Source organism: Mesorhizobium sp. B264B1B (genome assembly GCF_020165765.1).
Lineage (GTDB): Bacteria > Pseudomonadota > Alphaproteobacteria > Rhizobiales > Rhizobiaceae > Mesorhizobium.
In genome coordinates this window covers 52,131-67,372 of sequence record NZ_JAIUIS010000014.1, presented here as the reverse complement: position 1 = coordinate 67,372, position 15,242 = coordinate 52,131, and the positions used below count along the sequence as shown (strand labels likewise).

Below are 15,242 nucleotides of genomic sequence, written 5' to 3'. Positions count from 1 at the left end.
AAGCGACCGAACCTGACTCCACTATATTCTCACATGGCTCGAAGCGCCGTTTCAGCGTCTTCCGCTGATTAGATCGAGGACAACCACCTCGATCAGTGGCTGGCGCGCCTCGGGAATCGCGGCCTTCAACATTTCTTTCATCTCTTGGGCGCTCGCGGGCGCGGGAAGCCCGTTGGGCCTGGCCTTCAATCGCCTACCGCTCGCCGAGGGCATATTGCCGAACCACAGGACGCAGTAGATGCCGCGTTGTTCGGAGCGCCAGTCGACGAGATATTGAACATCGAGCTGGTCGGTCGCCGCATCCCAGACATTCGGGTGCCACTGACCTTTGACCTCGATGGGCAATTGCATCGTGCCGCGCGCGAAGGCGAGATCCGCCCGCTTGGTCTGAGGCATGTCCGCCTCCGTAATCCGCTGGATATCGTAGCGGGCCAATTCCGGTCCGATCATCGCCGCCAGCCGGTCGCGGCAGCGGTTCTCGTCGCGCGGAACGCCAGCATCCGTCCAGAATTCTACAACCGTATCGAGATCATCACCGGCGAGCTTGCGCCGCGCGATGTCCATCTCTTCCAGCACTATCGCCTTCAAGTCTTCGATATTGCCGGGCGGTCCGTCGTCGAGGAGCGCTGTCAAATCGCTCGGCGCCAGCCCTGAAAAATCCTCTTCCGCCCGCTTCTGCCGCTGTTCTGCTGCCATGTGCCGGATCAGCTCGGCATAGCCGTCATTGGATCCGGCAACGAGGCGCGCCATGGCTTGGCTTGCTTCGACGCTGGTGTCGCCAGCGATCAGACCAAGCAGGGAGCGCAGAAAGTCAGTTGCGTCATAGTCGTTTGTGTCGCCCGAGCCGACGCCGTTGAGCACTGCGTAGGGCCAATGCCCACGAAACTCGGTAATGATCCATTCCGCCTGTGCGACCGACAGCGGCATCATACCGCCGCCCCGCTCGAATTGGATTCGGTTGCGCAGGAACCAGATGAACCTAGGATGACCTGCACCGATCGTGTTGAGATCCGGCCTCACCAACTCAAAACGCACCAGCACATCAATTGCAAGCCACGACAGCATATGATCGAAATTGCGAAACACCATCGCGGCGCGCGCCTCTGCGATATCGCGCAGTGCATCGACCGCGCCAGCCTGGGTCAGGCAGTCGACCAGCCCTACTTCGACCTGCTCGGGAACGTTGGGAAACGCCGTCAGCCATTCAGCGGCCAGCGCAGCTCCGGTCGCCTGCCAGGCAGGATCGTGGGCGAGCTTGTAGAGCCCGCTGACATGATCGCTGCCGGCTGCCAACGCCGGTTCCATCCAGAGCCGCGCGAATGCGATGCGGGATTCGGCAGTGGGGATGACCTCGGCCTCCAGCGCGGCTTGCAGCCGCTCCTGTTCATTCTCAACGCTCCAGCCGTGATCGTCGTAGCTGAGCAGCAGGGCCGCCAGTTTGAGAGAACCCGGAAGGTCGGCCAAGCTCTTCCCGGTGCGCAGACGCTCATAAAGTCCGGCCATGATCGGGCCGCTGTAGTTATAGAACGTCCCATGTGCGAAACCCTCAGCGATTTCAGCGGCGGTGGGCAGATCGGGGCGATGAAGAACGGCCTCGAATCCGGTCAGTGCGTCGTCACCCAGCGCCGGTCCAAGGAGGCTGACCAGACGCTCGGCCGGCGGCAGGTCATTCGGCAAATCGCGGGATGACATGCCAAGATAGGCTTCGGCGGGCTCGAAGATTGCCGTGAGTCCGCCGGAGCGCAGATCGTCGCGCACCTTTTCCAACTGGTGGCGTACCACTTCGAAGGCCGCCTTCTGCTCGCGCACCCAAATGGCTTCCTTCTTGTCGTGACGGACCTTCCAGGCGGGCTTCTTGGGATTTTCGAGCTTGCGCAGGAACCTAGCCAGTTGCTTGTCGCCGCGCCGGAACGCTTCCGCGGCCAGCCGCACATTGGGATCGAGCCCGCTTGGGCCCCTGGCAATCTGCAACAAGTCCTTCCAATCTTCACGCAGGCCAGCGTCTTTTGTGTCGCCTTCGGCCAAGCGAGCGAGCGCGCAGACAATGTCGCCTGGTCGTGTTGTGAGCCCGACCAAACGGTGTTGTAAATGGTGCTCGGTCGCCCACAGGCTATCCTTGCGGCGGTCAGTCGCAAGAACGTGCTCCTGGACCGCGCGTCGCAACGCATCGTGCGTCGACAATCGGTCGGCCAGGCTCTGGTATTCTTCACGATGGGAGCGATGGGACCGTTCAATGATCTTGAGCCAGCGCCACAGCGCAGGAGCTTGGGCCGGTCCGGTAATGCCTTTATCAATTGCCTGGACGATCAGCTGAGCCACGATGTCTGCTACTTCGCCGGCCTGCCGCCAATCGTCGTTGGTCAAGAGTTCCGCATATTCGGCGATCAAATCCAGTATTCCGGCCAGTCGTGCCGTAGCTATCGTGTCGAACAGGCGCCGATATGGGCGGATTGTGTGGACGCGCCGATCCCTGCGGCGTGGCAGCGGACAACTTGTTAAGCCTAATTCGCCGAACAATGTTGCGACCAGCACCGCGTCTGGCACATCGCCCTCAATGGCTTGGATCAGCTTGCGCGCAAGGCGCGAGGTGTCGCCGCCCTGATCAGCCAAAGCTGCCACCGTCGCCTGCCACCAGGCGCGGTCGCGATATGGCATGAGGGCGTCCGCCGCGTCGGCGCGCTCGGCGTAAAAGCGCTCTCTCGACAGGACGATTACTTCGAGCGTGTCGGCCAGCTCGGCGGCCAGGGATGTGCCCTTCAATCCTTCTATCAAGAGCGAACGCAGATGCACACTGCTCGTTGCCGCCGCGATGATATCTTTGATCTTGGGCTTGAGGGCCGCGATCATCAGGCCCGCCGCCGTCTTGATGTCCCAATCGGCCGACCGGAAATACGGATCGTCGTGAGCGAGCCTGCGCAGCGCCTCGAAAAGACAATCGGCCAGATGCGGGGTCAGCGCAGCGGTCTCCCCATAGCGAAGCACACCGTAGGGGTCTTCGGCGATGATCCGCTCGGCCATTGGCGGGCTATGGTAGCCAAGCCAGGCATGAATGCCGCGCAGACTTGCGGAAACGCCGCCGCTGCCCTGCAATTGTGCCAGAACGCGGCGCTGCGTCCGCGGAGTGGTGGCCTGTCGCGAGAGCCAACGTGCGCCGAGATACTCTGCGATGACGCGGTGAATAAGTTTGGCCCGCGAAGGACCAACGCTGTGAAATAGCTTGCAGGAAAAAATCGCCCGCGCGGCCTTGGCGCTCGGCAGCTTTTCCAAATCTGACAGTCGCAGATCACCTTGCTGAACCTGCGATGCGCCCGCAGCGCTCGCAGCTTCAGCGCCCGAAAACAAAAGGCCAGCAGCAATTGCCCCTGCAGCATCAAGCGCTTCATCCTGAGTGAGTTGGGCCAATCCCATATTCTGGCGATCCGGATCGTGCTCAGGCCAGACCAATGTACAGACGCGCTCGAACAAGGCAGCCCGCGTCCCCGGCAATTGCACGTCGGTCTCGGCGACCCGTCCAGTCAGGCCAAGCGTCAAGGGATTTCGATAAAGCTCTTCCAATCCGTGTAAGGCGAGATGGTCGAGCACATGGTTGGGATCCACGGTTGAATACCGCGCAACGAGATAGGCGCGCGCTTCTGAACGGTTGAAGGGTTCGAGCGTCAGCACAATGGGATCGGCACCGTAGAGTTGGCGCAGGTCCGTTATGCTGCGCGCCTGCCATTCGCGCGAGCGGCACGAGAGGATGAACGGCGGCGAACCGGCCTCTTCGAGCTGGGCGAGGATTGCATCGACGGCGTCGCCCTCGCGCTTGGACATGGCCTCGTCGAGGCCATCAATCAAAATCGGCTTGCCCATCGCCACCAGCTTGGCCGGGTTCTTGCTGTTGATGAACCGGATCGCGGTCACCGGTTCAACGATTAACTGCCGTCCGAGCTCGCGCATGAGCTCGCTCTTGCCCATGCCAGGCTCGCCAAGAACGATCTTGTTACCGGCAAGAGCGAGAAGCCCCGGCTCATCAACCCCGGGGTCGAGTTTGGAAGTATCGCTGATCGTCAGCCGGCGCTTGAAATAGGCCGCGGCCGCATCTTTTGCAGAGGGCTGGGGAAAACCGCTTGTCATCTAAAGTTTCCTGCGGAGAAATTTCAGCTTCAAAATCACCATGAGTCGCCCTGACGTCAGTGACGCATAGCAGGCTGCCGTTGTCGACGCTTTCGCGTTAGCAGGCCCTAATGTTGGGCCGCAAAAAGGCCGTTTCCGCAGCTTAATTGTACCATAAATAGGTCGCAAAGTTATTTTTCGTCCTATTTATGAGACTCCGTGACGAGCAATGGCTTGTCAGAGGGATTTTTGCGCTATAAATGGAGCGCAAAGCGGTAAAAAGTACCATTAATGGAACATGATCATGGCTAAGCCCGCATCGAGGTCTTATTCGCGTTATAGCCGCGACGCCGCGCTGCTCCTAGGGCAACTCATCCGGCGCGCACGCATCGAGCGTCGCATAACTGTCGAGGAGCTCGGTGAGCGTGCCGGTCTATCGCGTGGTCTCGTCCACCGTATTGAACGGGGCGACCTCGGCTGCGCTATCGGCGCTGTCTTCGAGGCCGCGGCCGTCGTGGGAGTAAGGCTGTTCGATAGCGACCTGGCAACGTTTGCCCAGCACATAGCGGCGAACACCGCAACGCTGACGCTTCTTCCCCAGGCCGTACGCACGTCAACCGGTCCGGTGAAAGATGACTTCTGAAAACGCACCCCGCGAGGCTTTTGTCTGGATTTGGCTGCCACAAGCGACGGAGCCGGTTGTTGCCGGACTGTTGACGCGTGACGGCGACAAGCTGCTATTCAATTATGGCCGTTCCTACCTGGCCCGCGAAGACGCGATCGCGATCTACGACCCCGAATTGCCGCTGAAGGCAGGCGGATTGCCGCTGTCGCCTGGTCTTTCGATGCCCAACAGCATTCGCGACGCAGCGCCTGATGCCTGGGGCCGGCGCGTCATCATCAACCTTATCCTGGGCAAAAAGGGCAACGCGATCGATCCCGCGGCGCTGGACGAGCTCACTTACCTGTTGGAGTCTGGATCTGACCGCATAGGCGCGCTCGATTTCCAGGCGTCGCCCAGCAGATACGTTCCACGCCAATCGCGAAGCGCATCGCTGGAGGAGCTTTTGAGCGCTGCCGCCCGCGTCGAAGAGGGTGTGCCGCTGACGTCCGAGCTGGACCAGGCCTTGTTTCATGGAAGCTCCATCGGCGGAGCCCGGCCGAAAGCACTGATCGCCGACGCGGATGCAAAATTCATCGCGAAATTCTCCTCTCAAGGCGACGTCTACAGCGTGGTAAAGGCTGAGTTCATCGCCATGCGGCTTGCCGGCATGGTCGGGATCAATGCGGCACCGGTGCGCCTGACACAGACCGTAGGGAAGGATGTCCTGCTCATCACCCGTTTCGACCGGCAAAAGTCAGGCGATCAATGGCGCCGCCGCAGCATGGTTTCTGCACTGACGATGCTCGGCCTCGATGAGATGATGGCGCGCTATGCCAGCTATGAAGATCTGGCGCCGATCATCCGCCATCGCTTTAGCGATCCAAAGAAAACGCTGAAGGAGCTGTATTCGCGGGTAGTCTTCAATATCCTTTGCGGCAACACGGACGACCATGCCCGCAATCATGCCGCATTTTGGAATGGCTCCGAGCTGGAGCTGACCCCTGCCTACGACATCTGCCCGCAGGCGCGCGCCGGCAACGAGGCGGGCCAAGCGATGTTGATCCTCGGCAACAACCGATCAAGCCAGGTTGCGGTCTGCCTTCAGGCACATGCGGTGTTCCAGTTGTCTAAAGAGGACGCCACCGCGATCGCGGCGGCACAGATCACAACGATCCGCGATCAGTGGGATCGCGTCTGCGAGGAAGCCAATCTTAGCGTCATTGATCGTCAGTTGTTTTGGCGAAGGCAGATCCTCAACCCCTTCGCGCTCGAGGGCGCTCCAGAAAGCCTGAGAGCCCTGCTTCAGTAGAGCAAATTCGCCGTCGCGCGGAGTTCGCAAGACCCGCGATCCGATCAGTGTTGACACGACCCCCGCCTTGACTTCTCACAAGCCTAGCGACGATCGGGCGGCGCGGATTTGAATTGGTCCGTTGCGGTTAAGGCAAAATCGGTTGGTAGCTGCAGTCCGAGCGAGGATGTCAATCGCCTCGGCAGCATGGTCCGCCAGAATTCGCTCTGTTGATCGAGCGATGCCGTATCGCGCTCCAGGTGAAGCTTTGGGCAAGCCCCCCAGCACAGCGGCAGAAAGGAGCATGTGCTGCACTTTTCGTTGCGTGTCGGATCGAACCCGTCCCACCATTGTTCCTGCGTGGCTTGTTGTGCGGTGGATTCTCGATCGAGTTGTCCGACAGCGCGGTGCGGTTCGGTAACCTGGAGGCCGCAATTGTACAGGGATCCATCAGCGCCGATGACGATCGAATCCTCGGCAATCGCAGCACACACGGATCTTCTTGGGTGGGGGTAGCGATCCAATGCGGCTGTCTTGTCGAGATAGATTTCTGGGACGATGGCGCGCACGACATCCCTGGCGGCCTCGAATTCCGCATAAGCCAGCTCAGTCTTGCGGATGAAATCGACCTCGGTTGAGTAAGGCGTCAGTTTAGCGATCTGCAGCGTTGCCTTTGACCCCTTCTCGAACCAGCCGTTTGTCATCCCGAATTCGGCGAGCAAAACGAGATCCGCACTGTTCTTCGTACCCAGGTTGAAACGGATATCAACGGTCACATCCCGTTTGAGAGCTTCAATCAGTCTGATAGCGCCCTGAAACTGATCCTCGCCGGAAAATCCGCGACGGTAGCGCCGTACCTTGTTATGGGATTTGCCAAATCCGTCGAAGGTGACCTGAACGCGCTCAATCATGTGGATGCGGGCGAAAGCCAAGGGATCGCCAGGCCACAGTGTGCCGTTGGTCAAGATCGACGCTGAGTACCGCCGTCCCAACTGATTGCAGAGTGCCTGGAGCCGTGACGATGCCTTTTCCAGAAAGGCCCGATTCAACATCGGCTCGCCGCCATACCAATCAATGTGTAGGGCTGGCTTGCCGGAAGCAGTCAGAATGTTTTCAACGCGCTCGACGATCTTATCGACATTGCCAAACTCAAGCGTGGATTCGTCCCGCTTCTGAAAACAGTAGAAGCACCCTAGATTGCAATTGTTGGTCGTAGTGATGGTCACAATGATTGGGGACTCTGCCTTGGTCTGCAGGAAGAGCTCCCGAATTTGCTTTATTTCGTCGAACCCCGGCTCAACAACAAATCCACCGCTCAGCAAGGATTGCGACAGCGCTTCCCCTAGATTGGTGAGATCGATTTTTGCGGGGTGCCTGCAAAGAGCGAAGCCGAGATCGGCAGCATCGCTCCCCGCAAAATGACGCGACGCTCCCGTTCGCGCATTGTAAAGAATGATACTGCCGGTCTTTGTAGGGATCGAGAAATTGTAGCGTGATGTGGAGTACATGGCACGCTGCCAACCGTCAGCTCTGCTCGATCAGGGCCACGCAGTAGGTTGCGTCATAGCCGCAAAGTGTCGCAAGCGGCTTTGAATTGCCCTTTTCGTCGGAAACGCTGACTTCAACCTGCTCTATGGTTACGCCCGGCTTGACCTTGATTGTAGGCTCGCGGTCAGCAGATTCGATGAGAGTAATCTTCGTCATGACTTACGATCCCTCCTCGTGAAGACCCACACCCGCATAGTCTGCCCGAACTGGCGACTTGGCAAGTAAAATCGAGTCGCGCTAATTTCGCGATGCAGAGCCCCGGACGGCTAATGCTTCGTGGATCGTCGAAGATTGTTAGCCGCGGAAGAAATCGGTCACATTGGCTCGGGGTGAGCGAGCCGTTTCCGCGCCAGCGGCCCCCGCAATGACCTTTTGCAGGATTAGCGGGGTCAAGAGCCCGATCTGGAATGCAGTCAATGCTTGCGCCTGACTGCCAAAATTCAACCAAGTGAAAGCGCCGGATACAAATATCATCAGCGCTGTGATAATCCAGTAGAGTGCACTTTTCAGGTATTCTGGAAATCGCGGATTTGTCCTTAGGCCATACCAATGAACAAGCTCAGCGACGAACCCTCCGAAAATACCAACCAGGAAAACGCCGAGCGCAGTGGTCAAAGCTACTCCGCCGCTCATGATCAATCCTCCAGCGATGTGCATCCTTCCGGAAGCGTTTGTAGTATAGCTGCCGATCGCTTTTCCAGCCCTATCTACATGAGTTCACGGTCTCGGCTTCGCTATTCTGTGGAGGGAGCCTCCGCGCTGGCCAATGCGATCGCCGTTCTGGCTTCCAGCGATGCCCCCACAGGGCTTTACGACGAGAACCTTACCCGCAAGTCGCTTGAAGCGATGTTTCGAGAGATTGGCGCGAGTGAAGAAGTCGGAGGCTGCGAACTCATCCTGGTCCTTTCGGGTCATGGTGACCAGAGCACGGACCAGACCTGGTTCTGCACCTATGAGGCTAATCCTGACCAAATAGACCTCACCGGCGCCGGGCTTGCCGATCTTGTCATGCTTGCCAGACCGGCGAAGGTCTCGGCGGTTTTTGACTTTTGCCATGCCGGCGGCGTTGCGAAGGACTTTCGGGCAGCGCTATCGGGTCGACTTGGCGACGACAACATCCTGGTCCTCTCCGGCGCCACTTCGCAGCAATTGGCTTACGAGCACCCTGCTCTCGGCCGAGGCCTGTTCACGATTGCCCTGCACGAAGCGCTCGTAGACAAGCGGCTCTTTGCACTGGCCGCAATGCCCGGGACCGCTACGCAGCCGTCGCCCGGGGGATCGGCGTCGAGCGACCTGGCGCGGCTCTTTGTTTTCGCGAGGGAGCGTACCGAGCAACTTGCCTACCTCTTCGCCGGCGGTCGCAGGCAGTCGCCGGAGCTTTGTGGCTCCGGCCATCTTGCGCTCGAATGGTCCGACAAGACCATTGGGCCGCCCTTAGCCCCCGAACCCAGACGAGCCTTGGCTGGAAGGGTACGGCGCGTTTTCGGTTGGAGTGCAGCGCTTGTAGTCGCCATCTGCATGCTCCTGTACTTCCTGCAATATCACATCGCCGTGCAGCCGAACGGCTGGATCGAGGTACGCCCCGGCCCGCCATGGATGTCCTCATTGCTTCCGAGCGCGATGGGATCGGGAGTGCAGTTGGCGATTGCCGCCGACGATCTCGAACCTGCTTCGCCGCGTTGGGACGAGCAACGCATCAAGGCGCGGACAGCCCTGATGCGCGGCGGTGTAGGTGGGCTTGTCAGTCACCCGATAGGCGACCAGGAAAACTGGGAATTCCGGCTATCGTCCGAATTGTCTAAGGACGCCGGTCGACGGCTGCATTTTGTCTCTTCGCGCAGCGGTGTGATTGACGTCTGTGATTCCAAGGACGTCAAGCGCGACCGATTGTGGGATTACCAGTTTGCGCTCGAAGCTGCGCTGCTTGATCGAGCGCGGTCTTGCCCCGCGACATATTTCCTTTTGAACGGTCCAGAAATCGATGATCTCTACAACGTCGACGACGTGCGAACGGTCGCCGACTATGGCCTATCGGAGCTTTCCGATCAGGCTGTGCGGACTTACCTCGCCGGGCTTGCCCTGGCTTTTGGTGAGCTCCGGGACGAGGACGCGCGGCGACGCTCGTTGGAGGCCGCTATCCTGTTGACCTCCGTTCGGGCAGAACGCGACGTTGTCAGACCATCGGACTGGCTCGCCTTTCTACGGTTCGTCGAGGATGTGGCGGGAAGTCCCAAACTCACCTTGGCGCCGAACGCCGCGGTCTTTCCACGCTTGGCCAGGTGCGCGGCGAGTTGGTGCGAGCTTTCGACAAAAATCGTCGAATACTTCGCTGCTGGCCCGCAAGCGTCGGGCATGGGCAACGGAGCCGGAATGATGATGTGGTTGATGGCAAAGGACTCCGAAAGACAAGCCGCAGAGGGCTCCGCCACCAGCTCCTGGTCACTTCCACCAATATTGCTGCTCGCCCGCCGCGGCGAACTTAACGGACGTGATCTCGATCTGATCATTCGGCGATACGGCTTGCTCGTTATCAACCACGACATGTTCTGGGTGGACCCGACCTGGTTGCCACGTTTCGCGCGCGTGCTTCCGCTAAGCGAGGAGTGGAGCACACCGTTGTGGGGTTGTGTACTTGGCACGTCTGGTAAAAATTCGTCCTGCTTGCCGATTGATGCCAGCCTTGCTGCGCGCGTGCTAGCGGCTCAAGGTCGCTTCCTCAGTGCCGAGGCGTTAGCTCAATTGGTCCTTCGACTGGACAACGGCATCAAGCAAGACCGTGATGTCGCGGCATACGCGTCCGAGATGGTAGACCTAGCATGTTGGACGCCCATGCCAGATCGATGGGTTTCAGGGTTGGAAAAAGGCGTTGAGTACGACATTCAGATAGCACCGCCACGCAGCGCCGATCCGCTTACCGGGGTCCAAATCGTTGAGGTGACGGATGTGTCAGTCGCGCAGGCGCTGTCGGCGGCTTTGAGGAGCGATCATGGGAGTTCGCCAGCAACGATCAACCTCCTCGTAAGGTACGCCTCCAACCACTTCTCTTACGCAGGCCTTGATGTCCTTTATCGCGCGCTGGCGCACAAACTGCGACCGACGGGCGACCCAAGCGGATTCGACCTTGTGCGCTCGCTCCAGGACTTCGCACCGGACGCACAAGCAAGAGCGGTCCTTTTGCGGGCCCTGTCAATTACAAGACCGCGCAGTCTGCTTACCGACGCGCGCATCGCGGATGGATCGGTCTTCTGGCGTCTCGATGCGGTTCTTGCCGCGCGCCGCCAACTTGGCGACTACCAATTTGAAGAAGACCAATATTGCGAGTAGCAACGGCGACGATTTTGGCCGCGCGCCAGCCGAAGGAGCTTCATCCCATAGGGATCTGGCTCGCCCCGGTTTCTCCCAGTCAAAGCGATAATGCATCAGTCATAAGGAACAACGAATGCCATTGCTCTTCTGCAACATTGCATGGATGAACCACTATGCCGGCAGGGATCCGAACGATCCTCCGAAAGGCGGCGGCGGGTTTCCAGTTCTGGAAGGCTTTTGCGGTGAGGAGTTGAACTTCGTTGCCTGTGAAGATGGGTATGTCTACGGCCACTTCGAAACCATCAAGGGCGAAGAGGATCGGCAGGTCAACATCCAGCGCCTTGGGGCCGGTCCCGAGGACGACTTCCTCGATGGCGTCGATATAGTCTGGACGGCTCCGACACAGGGGAGCGATCCGCGCTGTGTGGTCGGTTGGTACCGAAACGCGCGCATCTACCGTCATCGACAAAAATTCAACGGCCAATTCCCATCGGTGCGGCACGTGGAGGATGAAATCACCAGCTTCCGTGTCAAGGCCAGGATCAAGGACGTCAGGCTGTTGCCTTCATCGGAACGACGCATGAAGCTTGAGCGAGGTCCCGGTTGGAGCGGCCAGGTCAGTTGGTGGTACGCGGAAGATACGAAAAACCGCAATGCGCGCGATTTTGTCCGGTCTGTCAGAAAACTTCTTGAGGGCGAGCGTGAAACTAGGCGCCCGTCGTCGGCAACCCGCAGAAAACGACGAGCTGGGGAAGCTGCATCCAATGCGTATTCGCGTTATGTGGAAAAATATGAAGCCGTGGTCCATCCCCGCCACAACAGATTGCAAAGACGGTTCGAAGCCTATCTTAAGGATCGGTTTCCTGGCGTGACCTTCCCGGCCACCTTCTGCGACGACTTAAGGTACGTAGCTGACAAGCGAGATGAGGTCATGGTTGAGATCAAACCAACCGAACCGTCGACCCTTAGGTTCGCGATTCGAACAGCCATTGGGCAACTTCTTGACTATCGGCAGCACCAGCGGTGGAACGGCAAACAGTTGATAGTTGTAGAGACTGAAGTGACGAACGCTGATGATCGAGCGCTGGCGTTCGACAACGGTTTCGGCCTAGCGTGGCCGATCAAGGATGGCGGTTTCGCATTTGCTTGGCCACCCAAGCGTCGGCAGGCTGTCATTTAATCAGCAAGGTTCACGCCGGGGACACTGCCAGCCGCATTTTGGAGTGTGCCGGCGCGGCGACAAGCTGGTTCACGTTTATCACCCCAAACGCAGCAAAAGCGATATCGGGCAAGATGCGAAGGGTTTGTCCAGAAAGAGGCCAGACACGCTGCTTATGCCAAACTCATGGATGCCATCTTGGCGCCAAAGCGGTTGTCATCTCTGGGCAAGCAATCCCAAGCGCCTGCCAAAGCGCCGACGTCAGCGCGGGGTCATCAACGGAACCGCGCTTTCGTCGAGGGACAATGGCGTACAAGACGGAAGCACCGAAATGACCGCGATAGCGACCAAAGGCAGTGCGGTGCTGGAGAAAGTTCGTGACCCTGAGACGGTTTAACAGGGCGGCCGAAGGAGCATCAGCATAGCGCCGACGCAAGGCGGGATGCGGGACCGACAGCCCCCGGCGAGGGGCGCCAAATGAAACGCCGCCAATGCCGACTCGCCGACCCATCTTTGGTTCGACCGAGCAATTCTACATGTGCGCATCGCTCCCATTGGCTTCTGCAAATGACCGCGCTGCTTTCACCAACCATCACACAGCCTGCGCGCACAAGTACGGCAGAGGCCGACTAGGTCGGCCTTAGGGGATAGACCGCACCTTTAGGAGGTTCTGGCTGCCGCGATTGGCGCGCGCTCAAACTTGCACTACATATTCACCCTTGGGCAATTGCGTATCATCAGGAGAATATATTTTGAGCGAGGAAAAAGAAGCTGAGCAAGCCGATCTGGTCGGACTGACCGCGGATATCGTCTCGGCATACGTTGCCAAAAATGCCCTGCCAGTGACCGGTCTCCCAGATCTCATCAGTCTAGTTCATTCGACACTGTCGGGCATCGGTCATCCAACGGCAGCCCAAGAGCCGATCGCGCAGCCTGCGGTCAATCCAAAGAGATCGGTGACGCCTGACTTCATCATTTGCTTGGAGGATGGGAAAAAGTTCAAGTCGCTGAAGCGCCACCTCAGTGTTCATTACGGGCTGACGCCTGAGCAATACCGTGAAAAGTGGGGGCTGGCGCGAGAGTACCCGATGGTCGCGCCGAATTACGCGGCCCAACGCTCTGCATTGGCAAAGTCCAGCGGGCTTGGGCGGAAGCCGGGGGCCAAGGCGACGCAAAAGGCAACGACCAAGCGAACATCACCGCGCCGTTAGCGCTACGCGAACGGTCTTGATAGGCCGCAACGAAAATTTTGCGGCCCGCGGGACCAATCGCTTCAGAAGGTGCGCAGACGTGCAGGTGGCGCTCGCCTGGTGAACGCTTGGGCCCATTTCAGGTCAAATCACAGGCAGCTTCTTTTCGCCCTTGAATATGTCGTGATCGTCCGGTGCCGCCTGGCTCCAACTTGCGTCCGGATCGGCGAAGAACATTTGTCGCTTGTGACACTTGGCATTGTCGTCGGCATAGTAGGCGATGAGCCATTTGCCCGATGGATCAAGTATCCCAACCTTGGCTTCGCCACCCAACTTTTCGATCTTGTTGATGATGTCGCGAGAGTAGAAGTGGCGAAATATCCGGTCAAACTCTGTCAGGTAGATATCAGCGACCCGGGTGTCGCCGCGGATCAACAGCATGTTCTCGTCATTTGCGGTAAGGGAGCCTCCGGAAAAATTCGCCGATCCTGTGCAGATCAGCGGATCCTGAGATAGAGGATCGATCAGCAGGAATTTGGTGTGGATGAAAAAGACGAATCCATCGCCGCTCTGGCGTTCCAGTTCCTCATCGAGAAACCAACTTTCGATCTTGAAATGAGGTATCGGCACGATCTTGGTGACTTTTTTTCCCGTGGCGCTACGCCCAGTCCGCTCTTCAACTTCCATCTTCTCTTTGCCAAGGATGGCGCCGTACGAGAATTGCAGATCGGCTGGATTCTCCTGCTGTGCCTTTTCGATTGCCTCGGTCGGAGGCCGCTCGAGCAAAATGAACCGCATCGACGGCCCTTTCGCGGCCATGGGCGCCAGAATCTTGGGATCGACGGAAAAGGCACCCGTAAACATGGAGGACGTTTTTGCGTCCGCGATACGCGCGCCGTACCAATCGAGCATTCGCGTGCTGGTGCGCGGTGAAAACACAAGCGTGACGCCAGGACCGACAAGATTGGCTGGGTTGGGGGTCAGACCGACAGCTGCAACCGTTGCGTGGTCGTCATCGGGATCGCTGGTGAGACCGGTCCAGAATTTAAAATAGGTTTTTGCAACCCCGGCATCGGTCACCTTATGTCCGACGTTCGTCTGCCCCAGAAAGCCGGAGGGCGTGAAGTTGGTCGAGCCTGTCCAGACCGAGACAGGGTCGGTCCCGCCAGCAAGACGCACGATGAACTTGTTGTGGGGGATTTTGGTTTTCGTGCGCCGAAACAGTATCGTGCGGTTGCCAACCTTCTCCGCTAGCCCAGCCAGTTCTGCGTTCGCGTTGTTGACCTTTGTGTCGTGGAACACTATGCGTACGTCGACGCCACGGTCGATAGCAGCCTTCAACTCCTTCGCGAAGCGCAAATATGTGAACTCATAGGCCGCCACGCGCAGCCCATCGCCCGCGGGTGTCTCCCGAATATGGGCGATACACGCTTCAAGCAGGCCGCGCGACAACCACGCGACCTCCTTGTTTTCCGGATCGTTATACTCGTCGTCGCCGAGCGCCTTGTTGCCGAACTTTTCGGCGAAGGCCTGGCTGGCGATGGCACCACGATTGAACCAGATACCATGTCTGCCGTCGTCTTCTGCCTCGGTGGTAATGTCGATACTTGCGGTATGGCGGGCTTCAAGCGCACCCGGCTCGCCGAACATGGCCGAGACTTCAAATTCATATCTGGTCTGCGGATTGGCCTGATAGTCGCTCCACATAAAGCTTTGAATCGGATGCTCGTTCGTGAAGAACCGCGGTATCTTGCCATCCTCCGCAGCCTTGACGCCCTGCGGGAACAGCTTCTCGAATATCTTCAGTCCTGTCAGCCACGACCATTCACCACCATTGACGCGGCGTCGAAACGCGAAGCCTCTCAACCCCCGCGCATCCGCCTTGGACAGATCCAGCGCCAGCAACACGACGCGTGTCCCCGCAATGGCGTGCACTTTCAACTTGCCGTTATCGGATGCCCCCATTTTCCGCATTCTTCCCTCCTCATGGCAATGCTGAACGGGATTATCTCTCCCAAACCATGACATTGAATTTCAAGTTCTGAATGGAAT

9 protein-coding genes are annotated in these 15,242 nt (G+C 58.7%); 5 read left to right on the top strand and 4 right to left on the bottom strand.

Going from position 1 to position 15,242, the window contains the following annotated elements:
- Window positions 1-51 precede the first annotated feature (51 nt).
- Window positions 52-4,116 carry a hypothetical protein gene (locus LB547_RS25035; RefSeq protein WP_064993343.1) on the bottom strand — a complete coding sequence of 1,355 codons (4,065 nt, stop codon included), beginning with the start codon at window positions 4,114-4,116 and terminating at the stop codon, window positions 52-54.
- Window positions 4,117-4,399: 283 nt separating this feature from the next.
- Here LB547_RS25035 and LB547_RS25030 point away from each other — a divergent pair, with 283 nt between their 5' ends.
- On the top strand, window positions 4,400-4,738 hold the full coding sequence (locus tag LB547_RS25030) for a helix-turn-helix domain-containing protein (RefSeq protein ID WP_064993359.1): 339 nt from the start codon (window positions 4,400-4,402) through the stop codon (window positions 4,736-4,738).
- Window positions 4,728-6,008 (top strand): type II toxin-antitoxin system HipA family toxin, encoded by a 1,281-nt coding sequence (locus LB547_RS25025; protein ID WP_064993344.1) that lies wholly within the window; start codon window positions 4,728-4,730, stop codon window positions 6,006-6,008. Before LB547_RS25030 ends, LB547_RS25025 begins: the two co-directional genes overlap by 11 nt.
- A gap of 83 nt (window positions 6,009-6,091) precedes the next feature.
- Here the strand turns inward: LB547_RS25025 and LB547_RS25020 are convergent, their stop codons facing one another.
- Window positions 6,092-7,495: a radical SAM/SPASM domain-containing protein gene (locus LB547_RS25020; RefSeq protein WP_064993345.1), complete on the bottom strand. Its 1,404-nt coding sequence runs from the start codon at window positions 7,493-7,495 to the stop codon at window positions 6,092-6,094.
- A gap of 16 nt (window positions 7,496-7,511) precedes the next feature.
- On the bottom strand, window positions 7,512-7,691 hold the full coding sequence (locus LB547_RS25015; protein WP_064993346.1) for a hypothetical protein: 180 nt from the start codon (window positions 7,689-7,691) through the stop codon (window positions 7,512-7,514).
- A 393-nt stretch (window positions 7,692-8,084) separates the two neighbouring features.
- Here LB547_RS25015 and LB547_RS25010 point away from each other — a divergent pair, with 393 nt between their 5' ends.
- The 3 genes from LB547_RS25010 (at window position 8,085) to LB547_RS25000 (ending at window position 13,211) form a co-directional block, all read left to right on the top strand.
- Window positions 8,085-10,859 (top strand): caspase family protein, encoded by a 2,775-nt coding sequence (locus tag LB547_RS25010; RefSeq protein WP_140698301.1) that lies wholly within the window; start codon window positions 8,085-8,087, stop codon window positions 10,857-10,859.
- A gap of 115 nt (window positions 10,860-10,974) precedes the next feature.
- Entirely contained in the window at window positions 10,975-12,021 is a 1,047-nt protein-coding gene (locus LB547_RS25005) for a hypothetical protein (RefSeq protein WP_064993349.1), read from the top strand.
- A gap of 731 nt (window positions 12,022-12,752) precedes the next feature.
- Window positions 12,753-13,211: a MucR family transcriptional regulator gene (locus LB547_RS25000; RefSeq protein ID WP_064993350.1), complete on the top strand. Its 459-nt coding sequence runs from the start codon at window positions 12,753-12,755 to the stop codon at window positions 13,209-13,211.
- 123 nt (window positions 13,212-13,334) lie between these two features.
- On the opposite strand, the gene LB547_RS24995 is transcribed toward LB547_RS25000, so the two are convergent.
- The gene (locus tag LB547_RS24995) at window positions 13,335-15,164 is read right to left on the bottom strand and encodes a phospholipase D-like domain-containing protein (RefSeq protein WP_176479562.1); all 1,830 of its coding nucleotides are present in this window, start codon (window positions 15,162-15,164) and stop codon (window positions 13,335-13,337) included.
- Between the last annotated feature and the right edge of the window lie 78 nt (window positions 15,165-15,242).